The following is a 25,766-nucleotide window of genomic DNA, read 5'->3' as shown; positions in this document are numbered from 1 at the left end:
AGTTTAATCATGATTTTAGTGGAAAATATTAATCCATATAAAAAAACAAACTGAACTTATAAATTTAAGTTCAGTTTGTCCACAGTCTGAGACGCTCAAGAATTGAACGTCTTTTGTTATTTATGAACTTGTTTGAAGATCGTCTTCGTGATAATTAAAGTACTTATTAGATATATATTGTTGAACGATAAGTACGATCGCACTTGCACTCCAATATAATGGAAGTGCTGCTGGTGTGCTCATACTCACAATAAATATCATAATTGGACTAATATACATGATGTATTTCATTTGTCCATTTGATTCTTCTGGTAAATATTTTGTTGATAAATATGCTTGTAATAAATAGAGTGCTCCGGCAATCAGTGCCATAAATATATTTGGTGTACCTAGGTTAAACCAAGCGAAACTATGACTTGCAAGTGCATCATTATGAGATATTGCAAAGTACAACGCCATTAGTATCGGCATCTGTATAATCATTGGTAAACATCCCATACCTAAAGGATTTATACCATGTTCTTTATATAAAGCCATCATTTCTTGGCTATATTGTGCACGTTCTTGTTCATCTTTAGCTGATTTCATCTTCTTATTAATTTCATCCATTTGTGGTTTTATTTTCTTCATTTTAAATTGCATTTTCTTCTGTCCTTTAAAAGAACGCAACATAAACGGCATGACAATTAGTCTTACACATATGGTAACGATGATAATGCCAATTCCATAACTATTGTTAAAGAATGATGCAAAGAATTTAATCAAATAAATGAATGGTTCTACTAATGAATTATAAAATACACCACCTTCTTGTGGTGCACATCCACTTAGTAATATCGATACTGCTAAAAATGCTAAAACTGTATATAATTTTTTCAAAATTTCTCCTCCAATATATTAATTATGCCTTAATATATTGGACTAGCGTCTTCTTCATCGACGGATTTGGATAAGCAACGTGTTCTCCACCTTAAAATAGGGACTATCCATTCAAAAATGTATTGATCCTCTACTTCAGTTGAAAACCTTACAATCCAATCTTTGTGGAGCTTGATGTTTGCTTGCATCTGCAAATAAACAAACAAGAGCGTTAATAACACAGGAATGAAATAATGTATGCTAAATGCAACATAATTAATTAAAATCTCTTCACCTAATAAACCTATGAGCCATTCCATTACGCCTTCACTCCTTTCCAATCGAATTTACTACGTTAAATATACATGGTAAAAATATGATATTCAAATAATTGCACTCTTTAAATTTTGCAAAACCTATTGTATAATCACAATATTTTGATACAATTGAGAAAGATTATCAATTTCAATGAATTGTGGAGGCTTTTTAATGAAAAAGGTATTAATTTTAGTATTAACGTTAATTTTATTTGTTGCAGCATGCGGGAAGAACAATGACAATAAAAATTCAAGTAGTAAGAAAGATTCAAGCTCTGATACAAAGTCGTTTACGATGGATAATGGTAAGAAAGTTGATGTACCAAAAGATCCTAAACGAATTGCAGTATTACATCCAACATATGTCGGCGCATTAGTTAAGTTCAAACATACACCAGTAGCAGTACCAGAATTTATTAATCAAAATAAGGTACTTAAAAATGTTACGAAAGATGCTAAAAAAATAGATCAAACAAATGTTGAACAAGTTGCAAAAACAAAACCAGATCTAATTATTACAAGCGCACAAGACAAAAACCTTAATAAACTTAAAAAATTGCACCTACCGTTACTTTTGATGCAATGACTTCTACATATAAAGATAATACAACTAAATTAGCAGAATTAGTCGGCGAAGAAGACCAAGCTAAAGAGTGGATTAAAGAATGGGATCAAAAACTTAAAGATGATAAAAAAGATTTAGAACCACTTATCAAAGAAAAAACAGCAACAGTATTACAACAAACACCAAAAGGACTTATGGCATTCAGTGATGCATTAGGTCGAGGTACTGAAATTTTATATATCGGTTAGGGCTTGAAACAACCAAAAGACCTAAAAAAAGCAACAAAAAAAACAAATGCTATCACAATAACACCTGAAGAATTCGATAAATATTTAGGTGATTTTGTTGTAATCGCAGCAAACGGAAATCAGAAAGCACCATTCGAAGATACAAATGTTTGGGCAAATACAGAAGATAAGAAAAATAATCACGTCGTTAAATTTGATGTAACAGAAACACAATATAACGATCCAATTTCATTAGAAAAACAAAGAGAGATATTCTTAAAAGCCTTTAAAGAAATGAAATAAATATGAAAAGAGCTAGGATACGTGTCCTAGCTCTTTTTTTGGTAGGGAATGTGAAATTGGGTGATGTTGTGGCTTTATTCACTACTTAAGCCATGACATCTAACTCTAAACAACCACTCCAAAACTCATCCTCCCCTCTCTCTAACTTCAGACAACCCGCAGTCTACCTTGTGCTTAATGAACGTCTACTGACAAAGGTTAGAATGATGATAACTATGCCTATCAGCATACAGAATAGACCTAATTCATGTATACCATTTGTGATGTGGTCACCTTTAAATAAAGTACTAATGAGAGTGGATGATACGATTGCACCGATATACATTGCAGTTCTTAATAATCCTGCTGACATGCCTATCATTGATTTTGGTGCTTGATGATAAAGTGCATTTTGATTTGCTAAATTTAATAATCCTTGTGGCACACCAAAAATTGCAGCTAATAATATTAATATCCATAATGGTGTATCCGCATGAATAAATTGGAAGCCTATCATTGTTATGAGTGCACAAATTGTCCCTAAATATAGTTTGAACTTAATTGATAGTCTTGTACCTGTTAATTGTGCCATAAAAATCCCAACCAAGAATTGAGGTAACATCATGAGTCCTGCATGTGCTGCAGTCAATCCTCTCCCCTCTTCTAGCCATTGAACATATCCGTATAGCACACTATAAGAAATAACAGCTGTAAGAAGTGATCTTATATAAGTATTATTTAAAGCACCATTGTGACCAAGTACTCTTAGATCAATAAATGGTTTCTTAGATTTGAGTTCCACAATGACAAAAACTAATAAACTGAACAGTCCAATTATAAATAGATAAAAAATGGATTGATCTGGCTCCATAAAGAAAATCATCCATGTTGTTAAAGTAATTGTAAACAACGTTATACCTATAAAGTCTATCTGTTCTTTTAATGCATTTAATTTCTTTGGACTTTCAACTTTTGGATAATATAAAAATCCAAATACGAATGAAAGAATGGAAAGTGGAATATTGACTAAGAATATAGCTTGCCAACCGCCACTATGAATTAACAAACCACCGATTGTTGGACCAATAACAGAAATCGTCTGATTGGATATAGATAGCATTGTTAATATTTTACTTGGACTATCTTTACCTGTGCGCTTGCCCTCATAACTGATTAAATACATTGCTGAAGGATAACCTGCACAAGTACCAATACCTATAAGAAATCTTGCTAATACTAATCCAAAAAAATATGGTGTAAAAATCGCAATCAAACTCGCTACTCCTACTAAACTTGTAGCAAATAAAAATAACCCTCGAGGGCCAAATATATCTATAAGTTTACCTATAACCGGTTGACCAATACTCGTTGCTAAATATAACGATGACACAAGCCATGTTGTTTGATAAAAAGGTATACCGAAGTCTTGTGCAATTGGTATAAGTGCAACAGCTAACATAGAAGAGTTGATAGGATTCAATATTGACCCTAAAATCATCGGAGGATATAGTTTCGTATTAAAGGTTTCTTCACTCGAAACTTGACGCATAAAAATTATCTCCTATCTATACGATTGTATTTGACCATTCTAATGTCTCAGTTACTTCCGCATACCTAGGAAAAATTTTATCAATTAGAAATTGATGTGTTTCAATATCTCTGTCTGTCATCGCATCTGATAAGACTGTTAATTCAAAGTCTTTATCTGCCGCTTCAACTAAAGTAGATAATACAACACCACTTGTTACAACACCTGTTAAAATAAGGTGGTCAACTTGCATACCACGCAATAACACTTCTAAATTACTACCTGTAAAAGCACTAAAGCGATGTTTTGTAACAACGACTTCATCTTCATTTGGTGCAAGTTCGTCTATAATTTGAGTTGATGCATCATTCACTCTCATTTGTTGTCCACTTGCTTTAATACGTGAAAATGATTTGTTGTAAGGCGACACTTCATAAAATCCTTTTGAAAAAGCTACTCTCACAAAAATAACTGGGATTTGATGTTTCCTAGCACTTTCGATAGCCTTTTTATTTTTATCGATGATTTCACTCGAATTAGATAAGCTACCAACAATACCATTTTGCATATCCATAACTAATAAAGCAGATTGATTAGACATACTTACACTTCCTTAATATTCTTTTTAATGCAATGTTATCACAGCCATATTTCTCAAGAAATATTTATGCCTATCAAAAAAGCCGAAACAATCATGACTGTTTCGGCTAAATAACTCATTACACACTTTGAGATTTTTTTAATAAATATAAGAAATAAGGGGCACCAATAATGGCTGTAACTACACCTGCAGGAATTTCGAGTGGAGGAAACATCCCTTTACCTATTGCATCTGCTACTAATAAGAATATTGAACCTATTAAAGCTGATAATGGTAACAATTTAATGGCTTTCGGTCCTGCTAATAACCTTGCTATATGAGGTGCAATTAAGCCTATAAAGCCAATTGTCCCTGTTACTGACACGACTGATCCAACGCAAATTGCTGCCATCACAAGATATACATTTCTAATAAGAGATACTTTTTCACCCAAACTGACAGCAGATTCATCACCTAAACTTAATATGTCAATTTTACGAGCAAATAAGAAAATAAGCGGCAACACCACTATGCCAGGTATAAAGAACCATAAGTCATCATAATTACGTCCCCATACACTTCCAGACAACCACAATAATGTCGTATTGATATTGTCTGGATATCTAATCATGAAATATTGAAGACCTGCCTGACATATCGCACTTAAAGCAACACCTATTAATGCAATTGTATATGTACTTGCTTGGAACAATTTGCCGATAAGCATAATAAGCATGATGAGTACAACTGCACCTATAAATGAAGCAACACCTAAGAAATAAAATGGTAGTGCTGGTAACAATAATGTTTGTGCGACTGCAAATAATCCTGCTCCTTTTGTAACACCTATGATATCTGGTGATGCTAAAGGATTTCTCAGTAAACTTTGGACAATAGCACCTGATACACCTAATAAGCCTCCACCAATCAATGAAATAATCATTCTTGGTAATCTATAATTATATACAACAAAATCATATTCATCTGAAAAGCCAGTAAATGTAGATATAATCTTTGATGTACCTATAAACTGAGAACCTACTTGTAGATTAATAAATAATGAGACCAATAGTACGAGTGAAACGATGATATATTTCCATTTAAGTTTCATCCTTTTTGAACACTCCTTCCATTTTTACATAAGTAAAGGAAGAACGGTCCGCCTATTAAAGCTGTTACAATTCCGACAGGCGATTCATAAGGATAAGCAATAATATGTGATAACGCATCTGAATATACGAGTAACACTGCACCAATAAGTGCAGTTAATATAATATGTCTTTCATAACCGCCTCTAATCAACCTCTTAGAAATATGAGGTGCAATTAAGCCTACAAAGCCAATTGGACCTGCAACAGATACTGATGAACCAGCTAGAATAATAACCATCAATCCAAATACGATATAAATCAGTTTCTTATAAACACCTAAACCTGTAGCTAAATCATCACCAAGTGAAATAACCGTTAAATGTCTCGCTAACATAATTGTGATAATCGTACCGATTACAAACCATGGTAATAGGACTTCCACACTATCCCAATCTTTACCGTTTAACGAACCTGTTAACCAATATAGAATATCTGTGGCGTTTTCGTTCATTAATATCAACACTTCAGTGACTGAAGATAGCAGTAAATGAATGGTCATACCCGCTAATGCTAAACGAACTTGATTATTCTCATGTCCATAAATAAAGGTATACACAATCACGCCACCTAAAATCGCACCAATAAATCCAATATACGCACTTTGATTACCATTATAATCAGGAAAGAAAACTAATGCCGCAACAAGTACTAACGAAGCGCCGGCATTAATACCAAATGTTTGAGGTGAAGCAAGTGCATTTCTCGTAATACCTTGCATGATTGCACCTGCTAGCGCTAAACTCACACCAACCATAATCGCAACTAATAGTCTTGGCAGTCTTACCGTTCTAATAATTAATGTATCTTTCGAATGATCATTATGTAATAAAGCATGAAATATCGTTTTAAAACTCATAATTGACGAAGCAAAGCTTAAATTTATAAAAATGCCTATTATTAAAATTATGACTGTTGCTATAATGATTATCGTTTCTTTTTTCATAACATCACCAACTCAACTCAGAAATAAAACAATGAACGGACAATTGTATGTACGTTCATTGTTCAAGTATTTATTTCTCTTCGTTATATTTTTGTAAATCTTTTATGATATATTCATTGGCATTGATACCTCTGAATCTTGTCCAGAAGTCTCTATCTACTTGATATATTTGACCTTTTTTATATGCTTTAAGATCTTTCCAAATCGCTTTTTCTTTCCAATCATCTGTTATTGGGTTCTTTTTGTCAGTTGTAAAAATGATTTTATCTGGATTAATTTTAGATAAATTTTCTAAATTAATATCTTCATATGCATTTTTAGATTCTACAGCATTGTCTAATCCCAATTTTGTTAATAGTTGACCAGCATAAGAAGTAGATGTATGAGCTTGGAATGCATCTTCTCTTGCAACTGCAATCAACACTTTTTGGCCATCGTTTTCTTTTGTATCTATTTTATCTTTAGCTTTTTTAATTTTTGCATCTTGCTCTTCAAGTAATTGATTCGCTTTATCTTCTTTACCTAAAGCTTTACCAATTGTTTTAAATGAGCCATTCACATCATCGTAGCTTGCTTCTCTACTTTTCAATACAAGTGTTGGTGCAATTTTCTTCAAGTCTTCACTTATACCTTTATGACGTTGAACATCCGCTATAATCAAATCTGGTTTAAGCGAGCTGATTGTTTCTAAGTTTGGTTGTTTACGTGTACCAACTGATGTATATTTCACATCTTCACCATATAATTTTTTAATAATTTCTTTCTTATTATCATCCGCAATACCAACTGGTGTATTGCCAAGATTTTTAACTGCATCTGCAAAAGAATACTCTAACACGACAATGTTTTTAGGATTCTTTTTAACTTTTTGAGTACCTAATTCGTCTTTTATTTCTATTGTTTCAGATTTCTTAGCACCTGCTTCGCTACTCTTATTATTGCCACATGCTGCTAAAAACATTGCTGAAACAACTAATATCGCCATAAAAATTTTTGAATATTTATTCATGATGTCCTCCTATTAATTGATAACTGTTATCAATTGTATTATATTCATTAAATAATGTCTATAGTCATTTTTGAATATTCAATTTATAAACCCCTTTATTTAACTGTTATATAACAATAAATAGTTAACCTATATCTTTACTCTAATTAATTTTGACTATAAAAAAATACATATACACCCTGAAATGTACATGTATTTTTATTCATATATTATGGCTTTTTAATAAATGCATATAAGCTAATGATCGCAATAAATACGATACCAATTATGACTGAGATTCTTGTTTCAGCGTTGAACAACATGCCAATAACAACTAATACAAGCATAATAATTGTGATTATATTACTGACTGGTGCGAATGGCATCTTAAATGGATGATCTTTAATTTGTTCTCTCTTTCTAAAATTCATATGACTAATTAAAATGGCAAACCAAGGTACCATACCTGGAAGCACACCTGCGCTGAACACATATACAAATATATTCGTATCTTTACCTAATATCAGAGGTAATACAATATCTAAGACGATACCGAAGAAGATACCGATTGATACTGCGATAACAGCGATATGTGGGACACCATTTTTATTTGTTCTATAGAATATTTGAGAAATTTGCTTTTGTTTAGATAACGTATAAAGCATACGACTCGTACTAAAAATACCAGAGTTACATCCTGACATTGCTGCTGTAATTACAACAAAGTTAATAATAGTTGCAGCTGCAGTGATACCTACTTTTGCAAATGTCGCAACAAACGGTGAACCAATTTGATTCACTTCATCCCATGGATAAACAGTTACAATAACGAAAATCGAACCGATATAGAAAATTAATATTCTCCATACAACACCGTTAATAGCTTTTACAATATTTTTCTGTGGATCTTTCGTTTCACCAGCAGTAATACCAATTAATTCGACACCAATATAGGAACCAAATACGATTGATAATGCAAAGAAGAAACCACTTAGACCACCTGTGAAGAAACCACCATGATCCCATAAATGACTGATTCCAATTGGATTAAAGTCATTACCTATTCCAAAAAGTATTAACCCTAACCCTGCAATAATCATCAATATAATCGTTACGACTTTTACAGCGGCAAACCAAAATTCAAATTCACCAAACCACTTAACAGAAACTAAGTTTGCAGAAAGCAATATGAGAACGACAGCTAAACCTGGTATCCATGAAGGTAAATCTGGCCACCAAAATTTAAAATACGACCCTACTGCTATAACCTCACTCATACCGACAATAATCCAGTTAAATGTACTACTTCCAGCGGTTACGAATGAAAATGACGGATGAATATAATCATTTGCAAACTTAGCAAATGAACCTGTATCTGGATAAACGTAAACCATTTCACCTAACGCTCTCATAATTAAAAATACAAATACACCTGCAATAGCATATGCTAATAACACGGATGGTCCTGTCCACTTAATCGTACTTGATGCCCCCATAAATAGACCAACACCAATTGTGCCACCAATCGCAATCATTTGCATTTGTCTTGACGTTAACTCTCTTTTTAAATTATTATTCATGTCTGACCCTTCTTAATATGTATGTACTAAATTTCCAAACTGTAATTTTTAAAATATTCTATAAATATAGCATTTTTAATAATTCGAAACCAAGAATTTTCAGATAAAAAAATAATATTTTTATAAATTTTCTCACAAAATCTACACATTTGTGCTAAATACTACCAGATATTTCTGAAATTGTTTATAATATATAACTATATTTAAAAATCATACCAATAGATAAAGAAAGGATATTCCCAATGTCTACAATAAATGAAGTAGCAAAAACAGAGTTACACTGTCACCTAGACGGTTCTGTTAGTATCGAATTAATCCAGCAACTCGCACGAGAACAACATGTATCTATTAATTTAGAAGATATTCAAGTAGACCAAAATTGCGAAAGCTTAGATGACTACTTAAAATCTTTCGACACCATTTTAAAAGTTTTACAAACAAAAGATAGTTTAGAGAAAGCAGTTGTCGATGTCGCGCAACAAGCACATCATGACAACATTAAATATATAGAAATACGATTTGCGCCACTTTTCCATACAGATAAAGGATTAAAAATTGAAGAAATTTTAGAAGCTGTTAACAACGGAGCAATCGAAGCTGAACATACATATGATATTAAAGTCAATTTGCTAATTTGTGGCATGCGACATCACGACAATCAAACAAACATTGACTTATTTAAATCAGTAGATCAGTTAAATACAACCAATCGTCACATCGTAGGTTTTGATTTTGCAGGTCCTGAAGAAGCATTTCCAACAAAAGTCATACAAGAAGCCATTCAACATTCTACAGATTCTGGCCACCACTTAACATTGCATGCCGGTGAATGTGGATGTATACATAATATAATTGAAGGAATCGAACTCGGTGCACGAAGAATAGGACATGGCGTTGCAGCAATTCAAGACAATCAAGCATTATCATACATTAAACAACACAACGCATTATTAGAAATTTGTCCGACGAGCAACTTACAAACAAAAGCAATCCAATCAGTAGAAGAACTTAATATTAGAAAGCTTATAGAACAAGGCATTCCATTTAATATTAATACAGATAATAGAACAGTTTCGAATACAAACTTAAACCAAGAATATCAACTCTTGTACAACCATCAATTATTATCTATAGCAGAAATGAAAGACATTAATATTAAAGCAATAGACCATGCATTTATATCTGATATTGAAAAAGAACAATTAAAGATGAAATATTAAAATACCAAAAAGGCTGAGACAGCTCATACTGTCCCAGCTTTTTTGGTTTCTTGATTATTATTTACCCGATTCTTTTTTATGAAATATTTATTTTCAATAATGTCAGTAATGAATAACACAATAAACCAACCAAAAATATATAACGGATTCGTAAATTGATTATTCTGATACATACTCAATATGTATAAGGACATTATTATCAAAAATATTATCATTACAATTATTCTAAATATCATAAATCTCTTGAAATCCTTTGCTTTCTCTCGTCCTCTCAACCAATCTCTAAATAAAAGAAAAATAATAAAAATCGGAAATAAACAAATAAGTATTTGTTCAAGACTTAGAAATAAACCTAATAATAAACTTAAGGCGATAATTAGAAATACAAATACCACCGTTAATAACTCTCTATTTTTTATTAATTGTTTCATCATACAACCACCATCTTTCAAAATAACCTTTTACCTTTTAAACGCATTTGTCTTCACATTGATTTGTTTAAGGAATTTTTCTATTTTTGCTTGTTGTCTGCCATTTACATTTTGACTATATGGTACGATATCTTTTATATCTTTTGTTGAGATGGTACCTTTTTCTGCTTTATCTTCTATTTTTTTCACTTGATGGTCTAAATTTTTAATTGTTTGATTGTAACTTGTAAAGTACTGACTGATTCTATTTGTTTCTTTTTGATAACCTTTTGGGAGTGTATTATTTTCTATATAATTTGAGAAGTTCTGGTCATTCTTTTCTAAAAGTTTTCTACCTTCTTCTAATTGATCCGCTTCTCTCTTCGTTAAAGGTTGTTCATCCCATATTTTTTCTTCAATCTTTGTTGTCACATTATAAATACTTTCATTTGTATCTAAATAACGTTGAATACTTTTATGTATTTCTGACTTTGATAATTTTTCATTTGCTAGATCAGATTCAAATACAACAGTTGGCAACTTTGCATTTTCATGTTTATTTGACTGCTGTTCTGAATTATTGTGCTCATTATTTTTACTTGCTGAACTTTCTTCGTTTCCGCATCCTACAAGCAATAAAGCTAAACTACTATAAATGATGACTGACTTAAACTTCTTCATTTTATCTCTCCTATATATAATTTAAATCTTTCAATATATATGCTATCACTAGTTCATTGTAATTTCTACCATATTTTAGTAAATAACACTTAATTGTTAACTATTTAAATATTTAGGTTTACAATTAAGAATATTATTAGTATTCTATTAATAATTATAGAGGGGGAATTTTAATGACTTTAGGAACTAACATAATCAATGGTCATCATCTAACATATAATGAAGCTTTAAAAATTTATCAAGATGAATCGATCGATACATTAACACTTGTTCAAGAAGCTTATAAAGTTCGACATCATTACTATGGTAAGAAAGTAAAACTGAATATGATTTTAAATGCCAAAAGTGGTATTTGCCCCGAAGACTGTGGTTATTGTGGGCAATCAAGAGATGTTAAACAAAAATCTCAACGCTATGCACTTATTCCAGAGAATCAAATTGTTGAAGGTGCCAAAGTAGCTTCTGAAAATAAAATTGGAACTTACTGTATTGTTATGAGTGGTCGTGGCCCTAGTGATAAAGAGATTTCTCACATTACTGATTCTGTTGAACAAATTAAAAGAAATCATCCTCAACTTAAGATTTGTGCTTGTCTCGGATTAACAAATGAACAACAAGCTGAGTCCCTTAAAAACAGTGGTGTAGACCGATATAATCATAATATAAATACTAGTGCTAACTATCATGATGAAGTTGTGACAACACATAGTTTTGATGATCGTGTAAATACAATAAATATAATGAAGGAAAAGAATATTTCTCCATGTTCTGGCGTGATTTGTGGTATGGGTGAATCTGACGAAGATATTATCGATATGGCTTTTACATTGAATCAATTAGATGCTGACAGTATTCCAGTCAATTTCTTACACCCTATAAAAGGTACAAAATTTGGCAGTATGGATGACTTAACACCTATGAAATGTATTAGAATTCTATGTATGTTTAGGCTCATTAATCCTACAAAAGAAATACGTATTGCTGGTGGTCGTGAAGTAAATTTAAGAACGCTTCAATCATTATCACTCATGGTTGCGAATTCTATTTTTGTTGGAGATTATTTAATTACCGGTGGTCAACCAAATCAAATGGACTATGATATGATTCAAGATTTAGGATTTGAAATTGATTATTAAAGTATTATTAGAATTTTCAAATTATTATATTAATTTTTAATTTCAAATGATATAATAAACATATGCTTTCTATTACACTTTAATGTGTTGTAGAAAGCTTTTTAATTTTTATTAATGTAAGCGCTATATTAAACTGAGGGGGATAAAAATGGAAGAACCAAGTACACTGCTGACAATTGTTGGACTCGTTATTATTATTTCAATTGTCGCAATGTTAATTATGAAAAAAATTAGTCCAGTTGTAGGAATGATTTTAATACCTGTAATTGGCTCATTAGTTATTGGTCATGGATTTGGAGATATTCGAAAATATGTCGAATCCGGTATTGATCAAGTATTCAATGTCGCAATCATGTTTATTTTTGCGATTATCTATTTCGGTATTATCTCAGATAGTGGTTTATTCAGACCTTTTGTTAGAGGAATGATTAAATTAACACGTGGTAATATTATTATCGTCGCGATTGTTACAACGATTATCGGTACTTTTGCACAATTAGACGGTGCTGGTGCCACTACTTTCTTATTAGCAATTCCTGCTTTATTACCATTATACAGGGCACTAAAAATGAGCCCATACTTATTAGTACTACTTCTTGCATTAAGTGCAGCAATTATCAACATGGTACCCTGGGGCGGACCAATGGCAAGAACCGCTTCAGTTCTTAAAGTCGATAATATTAACGACTTATGGTATCAAGTTATACCTATTCAACTTATCGGAATCGTACTCGCAATTCTATTCTCTATCTATTTAGGAATCCGTGAAAAAAGACGTATTGCTAAATCATTTCCTGATGAGGATGTTGTAAAAATCAATATGGATGAAATTATTGCAAACTATGAAAAAGACCAAGAAGAAAATGCATCAATTAAAGGGGAAGCAACAAAGCATACTTACATACTTTGGCTAAACTTAATACTTACAGTCATCGTCGTAGCTATGATGTTATTAGATATTGTACCGCCTGAATTTGCATTTATGCTCGGTGTCGCAATCGCATTACCATTAAACTTTAGAGATGTCGACGAGCAAATGGAGCGTATTCGAGCACATGCACCAAATGCCTTAATGATGGCAGCTGTTATATTAGCAGCCGGCGTATTCCTAGGAATACTTAATGAAACAGGCATGTTAGAATCGATTGCGTTATCGTTAATTGCTGTATTACCAACAGTTGTAGGACCATATTTACACATTATAATCGGTGTATTAGGTGTTCCTTTAGATTTATTAACAAGTACAGATGCTTATTATTTCGCTATCTTACCTATAGTAGAATCAACAGCCAGTCAATTTGGCGTTCCATCACAATCAACAGCCTTTTCACTTATGATAGGTAACGTAATCGGAACATTCGTCAGTCCATTCGCACCAGCAGTATGGTTAGCCGTTGGACTTGCAGAAATCAATATGGGTAGATATATCAAATACGCATTCTTCTGGGTTTGGGGCTTCTCCATCCTAATGCTATTTATTGCTATCTTGATGGGCATTGTGACGATATAGAATATGATTTTTGGAAGATGTGAGGTTGTTTAGGGTTTATGCTATGACTTGGACTATCTCTTGGCTTTACTCTACACTTAAGCCACGACTTGCCTCATCTCTTACCTTCATTCACCCATTATATATATCCACACAAAAAAGCTGAGACACGGATGTCTCAGCTTTTTCTAATCATCTTTTATTTGTCATTTGATTCAGCTTTACGTTCAATTTTTGATAATGTTTTTTCTGCAAATGACTTACCACCGATACCGAATGAGATAGCAAATGCTACTGCTACAGCACCTAAGATTAGTAAGAATGCTACATTAACAATGCTTTGAGCAAAGTTTAATTGATCTAATGTCATAAATACTGAAACGATGATTACTAAATATTTAACGATTTCAGATACAAATACGTTACCTGTAGATTTTTTAATTAATTTAGATAGTAAGTTACCACCAATGAAACCAATTAATAAGATAATTGCTGCTGAAATTACTAATGGTAAGTATCCAATAATTGCTTCACCAATTGTATTTAACACTTCTAAATTAACTGTATTTAATGATTCAACAACAAAGAATAAACCAATGATTGTTGAAATTACCCAGCCTGCAGCTGAAGGAATATCAATACTTTCTTTATTCTCACCAAAGTTTACATAGTGATTATATTTACTAACATTTAAATTTGTTAATAAGTTTTTAACTAATGTACCTAATACTTTTGCGATGAATAAACCAACAACTAATATAACAATCGCAACAATAATTCTAGGTAAGAAGTCTAATACACTACCCATCATGTTCTTAATCGGTGTTGATACAGAAGTCATATTTAATGCATCAAACACTGATGGTAAGAATAATAAGAATATAATGAAGTAAGCTAATTTACCAAATGTCTGAATTAAGCCTTCAGACCCTGATTTGCCACTTCCTGATTCAGTTAACCCCTTTTTCTCTAGCCATTTTTCAAAACCAACTGCGTTTAAACCTTTCACAATAACTGTTTTAACAATTACTGCAATTAACCAAGCGACAATTAATAAGATAATTGCACTAATTAAGTTTGGTATGAATGCTATAATGCTATCTAAAGCATTTAAGAATGAATCTGTTATTTTACTCATATTTAATTCCTCCTTTCTTGATATGTTACCCTAGTATAATAATACTAATCATATTTTTTAGAATAATTTTTGATTTGTTGAAAAATCTATTCTGAAAAACTAAATAAATTGAATAAGTAATTAATATTTCTATAAAAATAAACGAGCAGATGATCAAACATCTGCCCGTTTCACGTAAAACAAAATTCCATATGTATCATATTCTTTTCATCATTCTTACTTCTTTTAATTCTTTACTAACATCGCTTATTTCAGATTTACCATCTTTTTTAAAGCCATGCTTTTCATAAAATTTAATTGTAGGATGATTATCTTCAAAAACCCAAAGACTTAATTCATCATATTTATCCTTCATTTGTTCTTCCGCTTCTTGCATCAAACATGTTCCTATTCCTTGTTGTTGATATGCTTCAAGTAAGTAAATGACCATAATTTCACCACATGTATCACTTGTATCTTCATCTTTGTCTTTACCATACATTAGAAATCCAATCACTTCTCCATCAACCTCTGCAACTATACACGGCGCATTAAATTTATGATGTCTTTCAATATATGACGCTAACGTTAATTGATCCAAATAACTATCTGGAACAATTCCTCTATATGTTGTTAACCAAGACTCGTAATGAACTTTAGCAATCGCTTCAACATCTGATTCTTGTTTATTTCTGATTAACATCACTTTAACCACCCACATTCTATAGAAGTTAAATGTAATTTTACTATATGTAACGATTAAATAAAATAGTAAAAGTCCGAGACATTAGCATTTGTCTCAGACTTTATATTTCTTACATTTCCATATCATGTATTTTCATCATTAAACCATGTGGTATGTCATCATGTTTTACGACTTCTTTTTTATAAAATGTTTTACCGTTATCGTTTGAAATTAATTTTACAAAATCACCTTTTTTAGGTTTGAAATCACTTGTAGATTCGATTTTGATATTTTCCGTAACTTCATTATTTTTCTCACTGACTACTTTTTCTGCAGTTGTACTATTCTCCATATACCCGTAGTATGTACTTTTTTGCGTTGAAAATAATAATAAAGCTGCGACTGCTAAAGCTACAATAGCTAAGCCACCTATTAATAATATTGCTGATTTTTTATTCATTGAGAATCCTCCCTAATGTACATCATAATGCGTATAACCATTTTATGAAATAATCATGCGTCAATCTTCTTAAATTCGACATATTTATTAATCATTTTCTCTCTTAAAAAATCATTAAAAGTTGAATAACTTGCGATAAATGGTAAAAATCATCATACTATAAGTGAAAATATCTAAAGGAGTGGAAAAAATGAACCAAGAACAATTTGAAAAAATAAAAAATGGTAAAGGTTTTATAGCTGCACTAGATCAAAGTGGTGGTAGTACTCCAAAAGCTCTTAAAGATTATGGTATTGAAGAAAATCAATACAGCAATGAAGATGAAATGTTTACACTTGTTCATGAAATGAGAACACGTATCGTAACATCTCCAGCCTTTACTTCTGAAAAAATATTAGGTGCTATTTTATTTGAACAAACAATGGACCGTGAAGTTGAAGGTCAATATACTTCTGACTACTTAGCTTCAAAAGGTATCGTTCCTTTCTTAAAAGTAGACAAAGGTTTAGCAGATGAAGAAAATGGCGTTCAGTTAATGAAAGCCATTCCTGGTTTAGATGAGTTATTACAACGTGCAAAAGAACGTAATGTATTCGGTACAAAAATGCGTTCAAATATTCTTGAAGCAAATCAAGAAGCTATTGCTAAAGTTGTAGAACAACAATTTGAAATTGGTAAACAAATTATCGAAGCAGGATTAGTTCCAATTATCGAACCAGAAGTGAACATTAATGCTAAAGATAAAGAAGAAATTGAAGATATCTTAAAAGAAGAAATCGCGAAAGAATTAGATAAATTAAACGACGATCAATACGTTATGTTGAAATTAACAATTCCAACAAAACCAAACCAATATAAATCATTAATCGAACACCCTAACGTTGTTCGTGTCGTTGCATTATCAGGTGGTTATTCAAGAGAAAAAGCAAATGAATTACTTAAAGAAAATGACGGACTTATCGCAAGTTTCTCACGTGCATTAGTAACTGACCTATTCGCTGGACAATCAGCAGAAGAATTTAATAGCGGATTACAAGACGCAGTAGATTCTATCTATGACGCATCAGTAAATAAAAATTAATAACAAAACAAAAGGCTTGGACAATTTATTAGTGTCCGAGCCTTTTTATATTGGGGTTAAATAAAATTTCCAATCTTATGTTAAATGTGTTTCATTGAGCTGACTTAATTCAGAAATAATTTTTCTGCTATCTGTATTTAATTGTTTAACAAATACTGTATTGTTTTTATCTTCGAATTTTTTTACCATTGAATCGATTGCATTGACTGCTGAGTCATCCCATAAATGTGCGTGTGTAAAGTCTAATTCAATCTGACTATTTTCAATAGAAAAGTCTAACTGATTCATCATTGAATCTATTGAAACAAAGAATATTTGTCCTGTGAATGCATATTTATAAAAATGATTTTCTATTGTTTGATGAACATGAACATTTGATATTTTAGTAGCAAAGAATAAAGAACTAAATATGACGCCGACAATAACGCCTATAGCTAAGTTATGTGTAAACAACACGATGACCACTGTCAAAATCATAACGACAGCATCTGTTCTTGGCGCTTGCTTAACGTACTTAAATGATTTCCAATCAAATGTACTAATAGATACCATAACCATAATACCCGCTAAAATCGGCATAGGAATTTGTACAACTACATCTCCTAATAATAGGATGAGAATGATTAAGAAAACACCCGCTGTAAATGTTGATAATCTACTTGTTGCACCTGATTTTACATTGATGACAGATTGACCAATCATAGCACAGCCTCCCATTCCTCCAAATAGACCTGTGATGATATTGGCAATACCTTGACCTCTGGATTCTTTATTTTTATTACTATGAGAATCTGTTGCTTCATCGACAATTTTAGCAGTTAATAAACTTTCTACTAATCCTACAATTGCCATTGATAAAGAATACGGCAAAATGATGGCTAATGTTTCTAAGTTAAAAGGAACTTGTGGTATTAAGAAATTCGGAAATGCTCTTGTTATCGTACCTAAATCGCCAACTGTTCTTACATTAGAACCTGTTACCATATATAGCGTTGTTAATAAAATAATTGCGATGAGCGGTGCAGGAATGGCTTTGAAATATTTTGGTACAATATAAACAATGAGTAATGTAATAGCTATATAAATATATGTACTTATTGAAATACCGAATATATGCTCAAGTTGAGACATAAAAATCATAATCGCTAAAGCATTTACAAATCCAATCATGACTGACCTTGGTATAAACTTCATGAGTCTACCAATTTTGAGAATTCCTAATAATAACTGTATAATACCCATGAGTATCGTTGCTGCAAATAAATAATCGACACCGTGTTCTCTTACTAAAGGTGTTACAATAAGCGCAACAGCTCCTGCAGCTCCAGATATCATAGCAGGTCTACCGCCTACTATTGAAGTTGTCGTAGCAATAATAAAAGCAGCGTACAATCCTACCATTGGATCTACTCCTGCAATTATAGAAAATGCAATGGCTTCAGGAATAAGTGCTAGCGTTACAACAATACCAGCTAGTAAATTTTTCCCTGGATTAGAAAGCCATTCTTCTATATAAGTTTTAAACATTATACATACTCCTATTTTATATATTTTCAATAGTGCTATTATAAACAAAAGAGTTTCATATGTATACATTTATGAAACTATTGAGGTGAAATTTATGAATTATGGCTATATTAGACCAATCGAATTATATGATACAGTCGCTGAACAACATTCAAAGTTAAGCAAATTTTCGTTAACAATTATTGAAGAATCTCATGTACAAACTGAAATTAGAAAAGAATTAAATACATTATTTTATAGTAAATTACAAAGCGGGGATAAATTATACATAACTGATTTATGTATTCTTGCAGATACTTCATACCAATTAGAAGAACTCATTACAATTGCCCAGGAAATCAATGTGGACATTCATATTGTTAATGCTCAAATAACAATTAGTCAGCATGAGCAAATGAATTTTAACAAATTTTTAAGTCTACTTAATCAGTTTCAAAGCGATATGATTAAATTCAGAACTAAGTCAGGTATCGCAAAAGCCAAAACAGCAGGTAAGACTATCGGAAGACCAAAACGAAACGATCTTAATTTAAAAAATGCCATCGAAATGTACCATTCTAAGAAATATACTTTAGAAGAAATTAAAGAAGCGACCAACATTAGCAGAGCAACATTATATAGACACTTAAATAAATAACAATTAGAGACAGAATTCTGGGAAATGTCCCTTAGACATGCTGTTAGAGACACAATTCAGAATAATGTCCCTTAGACATGCTGTTAGAGACACAATTCAGAATAATGTCCCTTAGAAAACCCCTCTCTTATTACCATTATTCAGAATTATGGTAGTTACAGCGTTCTTATTACCACTTTTCAGAATTATGGTAGTTAGCGCGTACCCATATAACAACTAAAGGCTGAGACAATTTCTGTCTCAGCCTTCTTACTTCTCCTATTATTTCACAACGCCTGCGTCTTTAGGGTGGACGCCGTGTTTATAGTAATCTATTTCTTCTGGTTCTAATGGTTTTTTACCACGAATGATGTCTGCTGCTTTTTCCGCTAACATCAACACCGGTGCGTGGATATTACCATTTGTTGTGCGTGGCATTGCTGATGCATCGACTACTCTCAAGTTCTCCATACCGTGTACTTTCATTGTTAATGGGTCAACTACAGCCATAGGATCTGATGCTGGTCCCATTTTTGCACTACATGATGGGTGAAGTGCTGTTTCTGCATCTTTTTTAACCCACTCTAAAATTTCTTCATCTGTTTGTACTGAAGGTCCTGGAGATATTTCTCCATCGTTATATGGTGCTAAAGCTGGTTGTTTCAAGATGTTTCTTGCAACTCTAATTGCTTCTATCCATTCTTGTTCGTCTTCTTTTGTAGATAAGTAATTAAAGACAAATTTAGGTTTTTCAAATGGATCTTTAGATTTAATCTTCAAGCTACCTCTAGAGTTAGAATACATTGGTCCGATATGTACTTGGAAACCATGTTTTGTATCTGCTTTTTGTCCATCATAACGTACTGCTAATGGTAAGAAGTGGAACATTAAGTTTGGATAATCAACTTTATCATTAGATCTTACAAATCCGCCACCTTCAAAGTGGTTACTTGCTGCTGGTCCTTTTCTACCGAAGATCCATTGTAATCCGATAAAAGGCATTTTAAATTTATTTAAACTTGGTTGCTCAGATACTGGTTTAGAAGATGCATGTTGTACATATACTTCTAAGTGGTCTTCGAAGTTTTCACCTACACCTGGCAAGTGTACACGTGTCTCTATACCTAATGAATTTAAATGTTCAGAGTCACCAATTCCAGAAAGTTGAAGTAATTGTGGAGTATTGAACGCACCACCTGATAGAATAACTTCTCCTGCAGCAACTGTATGTGTCTTACCATTTTTCTTGAATGTTACACCCGTTGCTCGTCTACCTTCATAATTGATTTCTGTAACAAAAGCTCTTGTTTGAACAGTTAAATTCTTACGTTTCATAGCTGGTCTTAAATAAGCAATTGATGCTGAAACACGTCGACCATTATGAATTTGGCTATCAAATGGTCCAAACCCTTCTTGTCTAAATCCATTTACATCAGGTGTCTTATTGTATCCAGCTTGAACGCCCGCTTCAAAGAAAGCTTGGAATAATGGATTTGTTGCTGGTCCTCTTCTTAATTTAATCGGACCATTATGACCACGATATTGATCTGATTTATCTGCTCCAAAAGTTTTTTCTAATCGTTTAAAGTATGGTAAACAATTCGCAAACTTCCATGTTTCCATGCCTTCAGGTTCTCCCCAACCTTCATAGTCCATTGGGTTTCCTCGTTGATAAATCATACCATTGATTGAACTTGAACCACCAAGTACTTTACCTCTTGTATGTGCTACTTTTCTACCGCCCATATGAGGTTCGCCATCTGTTTCATATTTCCAGTCATAGAAACGATTACCCGATGGATACATTAGTGCTGCTGGCATTTGAATTAATAAATCCCATGGATAGTCACTTCTACCCGCTTCTAATACTAATACGGTCTTATCTTTATCTTCACTTAAACGATTACCTAATACAGATCCGGCACTTCCGCCTCCAATAATTATATAATCATAAGATTGCTTCATCTCAAAATCCTCCTATATACTCGTTCTTCTTTGTTGTATTTATTTACTAAACCAATTCACTGGCTCAGGTTGAATATTTGTATAAATATGTTTAGAAATTAAATATTCTTCTAATCCTTCTTTACCTAACTCTCTACCAATACCAGATTGTTTATATCCACCCCATGGTGCTTGTGCAAAATATGGATGGAAGTCATTAATCCAAACTGTACCCATTTTCAATTTATTAGCCACACGATTAGCTTTAGCGATATCTTGTGTAAATACGCCGCCTGCGAGTCCATAAATAGAATCATTCGCTAATTCAATCGCTTCTTGTTCATTAGAGAATCCTTCAATTGTTACGACAGGTCCAAATACTTCTTCTTGTACAATTCTCATAGATGTATCACAGTTTGTAATGACAGTTGGTTCAAAGAAGAAACCATCTTGTAAGTCTGCTCTGTCTGGTCGTTTACCACCAGCAGCAATTGTCGTACCTTCTTCTTTCGCAACTTCTATATATTTTTCAACTTTATCGCGATGTTCTCCAGAAATTAATGGTCCCATCTCAGTAGTTTCATCAAAACCATTACCGATTTTAATTTTATTAACACGTTCAACTAAAGCTTTTTCAAATTTATCTTTAATATCGTTATGGACGATAATTCGTGATCCAGCTGAACAAACTTGACCGGCATGGAAATAGCCACCATTTAATGCTTGATCAATCGCTAAATCAAAATCTGCGTCATCGAAAATAATATTCGGATTCTTGCCACCTAGTTCTAATGCAATATTCGTTACATTGTCTGCTGCACGTTTCATAATATGCTTACCTGTTTGAATACCACCTGTAAATGAAACGAGATCGACTTCTTTATGAGATGCTAATACTTCACCAACTTCAGAACCTTTACCTAGTACGAGGTTGATGACACCTTTAGGAAATCCAACTTGTTCCATTAATTCAAATACACGAATTGTTGTTAATGGCGTAATTTCACTTGGTTTCATAACTAACGAACAACCTGTTACAAGAGCAGGCGCTATTTTCCATGAAGCTTGAAGTAGCGGATAATTCCACGGCGTAATTTGAGTCACAACGCCTACAGGTTCTTTTACTAATTTACTTTCTGAATGAGGTATTGGGGAATCAATAATTTCACCACCATCATGTCCTGCTAAACCTGCAAAATACATAAATACATTATGAATATCATCCATATCTGCATATGATTCTTCTAATGTCTTACCAGTATCTAATGTTTCAAGTTCCGCTAGTTCTTCTTTATGTTCTTTAATTAAATCTGCAATGGCTCTAACTTTACGACTTCTATTCTCAGTCGTTTCACCTGACCATTCACCAGCTTCAAATGACTGTCTAGCTGCTAAAATTGCTTTTTCAGCATCTTCTTCTGTACCTTCAGCTACTGAAATCACAACTTCTTGATTATATGGATTCACAATGTCGCGAGTCGCTTTATTAGAAGCTTCTACCCACTCACCATTTATAAATTGACGTCTAGATAAATGCTCTATATATCCCATTCAAAATACCTCCGTTAACTTTGTTAAATTTTTATTTAACGAACTTTACAAATTTTATGTTAGCATAGAATTATGAAAGGCGTCAAATTTCCAAAGTTCATTTATGATTTGTTTTTAATAGGTATTTCAAATAGACAAGTAATGGAAAAGCAACTACAATGTAAAAGGATTCATGGTACAATTAAGGTAACTATTGGAGGTGTATGTAGTGGTAAGTTCAGATAACTACAAAAAACAACTAGACCAAGCTAAAGACATCGTGATTAACGGTATTGGAGAAACGATGGATTTATATGGTATTAATAGAAGTGTCGGAAATTTATACGGGACGATGGTATTTGAAGGTAGTATGACACTAGATGAAATGCGTGAACAACTTCAAATGAGCAAACCAAGCATGAGTGCTGGTGTTAAGAAACTACAAGAATTTGATATCGTCAAACAACAATTTACAAGAGGAAGTAGAAAACAACATTTCATCGCTGAAAAAGACTTCTTTATCTTCTTTAATAACTTTTTCTCAAGAAAATGGGATCGAGAAATTTCTATTAATATGGATTCTGTTAAAGACGCAGAAATCTTGCTACAAAAAATCATAGATGCAGATGATGTCGATGAAGAAACTAAAGAAGAAGCAATCACCATTCATACACAATTAGAAGAATCAAAAGTATATTATGAATGGTTAGCAAATATCAGTAACGCTATTAAAACTGGAGAGATATATAAATATTTCCCAATACCAAGTCAAGAAGACAAATAAGTAAAAGCGCGAGGTAGCAATGCATACCCCGCGCTTTTGTTATTTTTAGTTGGTACCAGTATTTGCACTTTTGACCAGAACTGCTAATAACGGGAGTCATATTTACAAAACTCGTAAAAATTGTAAATACTGACGCTCTTATGAACACTTCTCATCAAACTTGTTCGTAACGACATCCTTAAGAACACTTCTCACCAAACTTGTTCATAACCACAATACCACAATACAAAAAGCTCACAACACTAGCTAGCGTTGTGAGCTTATTCATTATAAATATTGATTTTCTTTTAAGTATGCAACGATTTTCTCTACAGATTCTTCTACACTTTCGTTTTCTGTATCGATGACTATTTCAGGGTTTGATGGTTCTTCATATGGTGCATTAATGCCAGTGAATTCTTTGATTTCACCGCTTCTTGCTTTCTTATACAGTCCTTTTGGATCTCTTGATTCACACTCGTCTAAACTACATTTAGTGAAAACTTCGATGAATTCACCGTCTTCAAGTATATCTCTAACCGTATTACGGTCTTCTTCATATGGTGAGATGAATGCTGTCATTGTGACTACACCAGCATCTACCATTAATTTACCGACTTCACCGATACGACGGATATTTTCTTTTCGGTCTTCTGGACTGAATCCAAGGTTTTGGTTTAATCCATGACGAATGTTATCTCCATCTAAACGATATGAAGTGATATTTTGTTCAAATAATGCTTTTTCTAATGCTACAGATATTGTTGATTTACCTGATCCTGATAAACCAGTAAACCAAATCACAACACTTTTATGACCGTTACGTTCTTGTCTTTGTGCTTTTGTTACTTCAGAATCATGCCATGTAATATTTGTTGACGCGCTCATTATTCCACTCCTAAAGAAATTAATTTTGTCTTAAACCTTTAATTAATACATCTGCTACTTCTGGTCTTGAGAATTCTTTTGGTAATTGTTCACCGTTACGAAGTTTCTCTCTCACCTTTGTTCCACTTAAATGAACATGATTTGATTTGTCATGGGGACATGTCTTAGCTGTTGTCATGTTGTCACAAACTGTACAGAAGAATGCATGTTCAAATTTAAAGATTTGAATGCCAATTTCATCTTCATATTGTGAAATTAATTCTTGTGCGTCATATGTACCATAGTAGTCACCTACACCTGCATGGTCACGACCGACGATAAAGTGTGTACAGCCATAATTTTTACGTACTAATGCATGTAAAATGGCTTCACGTGGGCCAGCATATCTCATTGCTGCTGGATAAATCACAAGACGTGTTCTTTCTTCAGGGTAATAATGTTTCAAGATAACTTGATAACTTTCCATTCTTATTTCAGCTGAAATATCATCAGACTTCGTTTCACCAACTAAAGGATTTAATAATAATCCATCCACTGATTCAAGTGCTATTTTTTGAATATATTCATGCGCACGATGAACTGGGTTTCTCGTTTGGAAACCTACAACTGTTTTCCATCCTAATTCTTTAAATAATTCACGTGTTTCACTTGGATCTAAATGGAAATCACTAAATTCATCATGTTTTGGTCGATCAACTAATTGAATTGGACCAGCTAAATAAACGTTGCCTTTTTCATATACACGTTTCACACCTGGGTGATCCACATCTGTTGTTCCGTACACATTTTGAGCTTCTTTAGCTTTATCATACGTATATTTCTCTTCAAGTTTTAACACACCATATAAATGATTATCTTCTCCATATAAAGCGATGTCTGAACCTATTTCATAGTTGTTTGCTTCTTCTTCAGTAACCGGTAATGTAATTGGAATACTCCATACAAGTCCGTTTTCTAGACGTAGATTTTCAACGACACTGATATAATCTTTCTCACCTAAAAATCCTGTCAGTGGACTGAAACCACCAATTGCGATTAATTCTAAATCTGATAGACTCCAAGGATTTAATGTTAATTTAGGATATGATTGTGCCGCTTCAATAAGTTCTGCTCTTTCTTGACCTGTTACTTGTCGATTAATTAATTCTCCACCATGAGCTTCGATTGTTTCTTTAGTCTTTTGAGTTGCTGATACCATCA

The 25,766-nt window shown here is 32.7% G+C and carries 25 protein-coding genes and 1 pseudogene; 8 read left to right on the top strand and 18 right to left on the bottom strand.

Annotated elements, in window-relative coordinates; all coding sequences use genetic code 11:
* Positions 1-120: 120 nt before the first annotated feature.
* Both yidC and LQ611_RS09515 read right to left on the bottom strand, forming a co-directional pair.
* Positions 121-879, bottom strand: a complete 759-nt coding sequence (gene yidC, locus LQ611_RS09520) for a membrane protein insertase YidC (RefSeq protein WP_107565871.1) — start codon at positions 877-879, stop codon at positions 121-123.
* A 29-nt stretch (positions 880-908) separates the two neighbouring features.
* A complete protein-coding gene (locus LQ611_RS09515) occupies positions 909-1,178 on the bottom strand; it encodes a hypothetical protein (RefSeq protein WP_049320526.1) in 270 nt (89 codons plus the stop codon).
* 148 nt (positions 1,179-1,326) lie between these two features.
* Here LQ611_RS09515 and LQ611_RS14280 point away from each other — a divergent pair.
* Both LQ611_RS14280 and LQ611_RS09500 read left to right on the top strand, forming a co-directional pair.
* Positions 1,327-1,988: pseudogene (locus tag LQ611_RS14280) on the top strand (ABC transporter substrate-binding protein).
* 3 nt (positions 1,989-1,991) lie between these two features.
* On the top strand, positions 1,992-2,270 hold the full coding sequence (locus LQ611_RS09500) for a TroA family protein (RefSeq protein WP_239709541.1): 279 nt from the start codon (positions 1,992-1,994) through the stop codon (positions 2,268-2,270).
* 163 nt (positions 2,271-2,433) lie between these two features.
* Here the strand turns inward: LQ611_RS09500 and LQ611_RS09495 are convergent, their stop codons facing one another.
* From LQ611_RS09495 to LQ611_RS09470, 6 genes are all read right to left on the bottom strand, one after another.
* The gene (locus LQ611_RS09495) at positions 2,434-3,798 is read right to left on the bottom strand and encodes an MFS transporter (RefSeq protein ID WP_119494648.1); all 1,365 of its coding nucleotides are present in this window, start codon (positions 3,796-3,798) and stop codon (positions 2,434-2,436) included.
* Between the two features lie 16 nt (positions 3,799-3,814).
* A complete protein-coding gene (locus LQ611_RS09490) occupies positions 3,815-4,378 on the bottom strand; it encodes a cysteine hydrolase family protein (RefSeq protein WP_107565870.1) in 564 nt (187 codons plus the stop codon).
* Between the two features lie 118 nt (positions 4,379-4,496).
* On the bottom strand, positions 4,497-5,468 hold the full coding sequence (locus LQ611_RS09485) for a FecCD family ABC transporter permease (RefSeq protein ID WP_107565869.1): 972 nt from the start codon (positions 5,466-5,468) through the stop codon (positions 4,497-4,499).
* Positions 5,465-6,451, bottom strand: a complete 987-nt coding sequence (locus LQ611_RS09480) for a FecCD family ABC transporter permease (RefSeq protein ID WP_103361815.1) — start codon at positions 6,449-6,451, stop codon at positions 5,465-5,467. Before LQ611_RS09480 ends, LQ611_RS09485 begins: the two co-directional genes overlap by 4 nt.
* A 70-nt stretch (positions 6,452-6,521) precedes the next feature.
* Positions 6,522-7,460, bottom strand: a complete 939-nt coding sequence (locus LQ611_RS09475; protein WP_107590472.1) for an ABC transporter substrate-binding protein — start codon at positions 7,458-7,460, stop codon at positions 6,522-6,524.
* Positions 7,461-7,669: 209 nt separating this feature from the next.
* The gene (locus LQ611_RS09470; protein ID WP_119494647.1) at positions 7,670-9,019 is read right to left on the bottom strand and encodes an amino acid permease; all 1,350 of its coding nucleotides are present in this window, start codon (positions 9,017-9,019) and stop codon (positions 7,670-7,672) included.
* Positions 9,020-9,261: 242 nt separating this feature from the next.
* Here LQ611_RS09470 and add point away from each other — a divergent pair, with 242 nt between their 5' ends.
* Positions 9,262-10,239: an adenosine deaminase gene (gene add, locus LQ611_RS09465; RefSeq protein ID WP_107565865.1), complete on the top strand. Its 978-nt coding sequence runs from the start codon at positions 9,262-9,264 to the stop codon at positions 10,237-10,239.
* Positions 10,240-10,262: 23 nt separating this feature from the next.
* On the opposite strand, the gene LQ611_RS09460 is transcribed toward add, so the two are convergent.
* Both LQ611_RS09460 and LQ611_RS09455 read right to left on the bottom strand, forming a co-directional pair.
* A complete protein-coding gene (locus tag LQ611_RS09460) occupies positions 10,263-10,670 on the bottom strand; it encodes a hypothetical protein (protein WP_107633866.1) in 408 nt (135 codons plus the stop codon).
* A 30-nt stretch (positions 10,671-10,700) separates the two neighbouring features.
* A complete protein-coding gene (locus tag LQ611_RS09455) occupies positions 10,701-11,330 on the bottom strand; it encodes an NDxxF motif lipoprotein (RefSeq protein ID WP_119494646.1) in 630 nt (209 codons plus the stop codon).
* Between the two features lie 173 nt (positions 11,331-11,503).
* Here LQ611_RS09455 and bioB point away from each other — a divergent pair, with 173 nt between their 5' ends.
* On the top strand, positions 11,504-12,466 hold the full coding sequence (gene bioB / locus LQ611_RS09450) for a biotin synthase BioB (protein WP_107633864.1): 963 nt from the start codon (positions 11,504-11,506) through the stop codon (positions 12,464-12,466).
* A gap of 148 nt (positions 12,467-12,614) precedes the next feature.
* Positions 12,615-13,976, top strand: a complete 1,362-nt coding sequence (locus LQ611_RS09445; RefSeq protein ID WP_107633863.1) for a CitMHS family transporter — start codon at positions 12,615-12,617, stop codon at positions 13,974-13,976.
* A gap of 178 nt (positions 13,977-14,154) precedes the next feature.
* Here LQ611_RS09445 and LQ611_RS09440 read toward each other — a convergent pair whose 3' ends face one another.
* The 3 genes from LQ611_RS09440 to LQ611_RS09430 all read right to left on the bottom strand — a co-directional run bounded on the left by LQ611_RS09440 (position 14,155) and on the right by LQ611_RS09430 (position 16,217).
* Entirely contained in the window at positions 14,155-15,093 is a 939-nt protein-coding gene (locus LQ611_RS09440) for a mechanosensitive ion channel (RefSeq protein ID WP_025907316.1), read from the bottom strand.
* 196 nt (positions 15,094-15,289) lie between these two features.
* Positions 15,290-15,775, bottom strand: coding sequence for a GNAT family N-acetyltransferase (locus LQ611_RS09435; RefSeq protein WP_107633862.1), 486 nt, complete (start codon positions 15,773-15,775; stop codon positions 15,290-15,292).
* 112 nt (positions 15,776-15,887) lie between these two features.
* A complete protein-coding gene (locus LQ611_RS09430) occupies positions 15,888-16,217 on the bottom strand; it encodes a DUF4889 domain-containing protein (RefSeq protein WP_025907313.1) in 330 nt (109 codons plus the stop codon).
* Positions 16,218-16,407: 190 nt separating this feature from the next.
* Between LQ611_RS09430 and LQ611_RS09425 the strand changes: the two genes are divergently transcribed.
* Positions 16,408-17,298 (top strand): fructose bisphosphate aldolase, encoded by an 891-nt coding sequence (locus LQ611_RS09425; protein WP_239709540.1) that lies wholly within the window; start codon positions 16,408-16,410, stop codon positions 17,296-17,298.
* 75 nt (positions 17,299-17,373) lie between these two features.
* On the opposite strand, the gene LQ611_RS09420 is transcribed toward LQ611_RS09425, so the two are convergent.
* On the bottom strand, positions 17,374-18,825 hold the full coding sequence (locus tag LQ611_RS09420) for a SulP family inorganic anion transporter (protein ID WP_107565858.1): 1,452 nt from the start codon (positions 18,823-18,825) through the stop codon (positions 17,374-17,376).
* 94 nt (positions 18,826-18,919) lie between these two features.
* Between LQ611_RS09420 and LQ611_RS09415 the strand changes: the two genes are divergently transcribed.
* Complete coding sequence (locus LQ611_RS09415; protein ID WP_025907287.1) at positions 18,920-19,462, top strand: recombinase family protein; 543 nt, start codon at positions 18,920-18,922, stop codon at positions 19,460-19,462.
* A gap of 261 nt (positions 19,463-19,723) precedes the next feature.
* On the opposite strand, the gene betA is transcribed toward LQ611_RS09415, so the two are convergent.
* Positions 19,724-21,406: a choline dehydrogenase gene (betA, locus tag LQ611_RS09410; protein ID WP_025907285.1), complete on the bottom strand. Its 1,683-nt coding sequence runs from the start codon at positions 21,404-21,406 to the stop codon at positions 19,724-19,726.
* A 39-nt stretch (positions 21,407-21,445) separates the two neighbouring features.
* Positions 21,446-22,936, bottom strand: coding sequence for a betaine-aldehyde dehydrogenase (gene betB / locus LQ611_RS09405; protein WP_107565382.1), 1,491 nt, complete (start codon positions 22,934-22,936; stop codon positions 21,446-21,448).
* Positions 22,937-23,144: 208 nt separating this feature from the next.
* Between betB and cudC the strand changes: the two genes are divergently transcribed.
* Positions 23,145-23,699, top strand: coding sequence for a choline uptake/conversion transcriptional regulator CudC (gene cudC / locus LQ611_RS09400; protein ID WP_233678260.1), 555 nt, complete (start codon positions 23,145-23,147; stop codon positions 23,697-23,699).
* Between the two features lie 267 nt (positions 23,700-23,966).
* Here the strand turns inward: cudC and cysC are convergent, their stop codons facing one another.
* Together cysC and sat are read right to left on the bottom strand one after the other, a co-directional pair.
* A complete protein-coding gene (gene cysC / locus LQ611_RS09395) occupies positions 23,967-24,566 on the bottom strand; it encodes an adenylyl-sulfate kinase (RefSeq protein WP_048540525.1) in 600 nt (199 codons plus the stop codon).
* 19 nt (positions 24,567-24,585) lie between these two features.
* A complete protein-coding gene (sat, locus tag LQ611_RS09390) occupies positions 24,586-25,764 on the bottom strand; it encodes a sulfate adenylyltransferase (RefSeq protein WP_107577344.1) in 1,179 nt (392 codons plus the stop codon).
* Positions 25,765-25,766: the final 2 nt, after the last annotated feature.

It is taken from the genome of Mammaliicoccus sp. L-M44 (assembly GCF_022386355.1).
Lineage (GTDB): Bacteria > Bacillota > Bacilli > Staphylococcales > Staphylococcaceae > Mammaliicoccus > Mammaliicoccus sciuri_A.
Note: the sequence above shows the minus strand (reverse complement) of the source record. Positions and strands in the feature narration are given on the sequence as shown.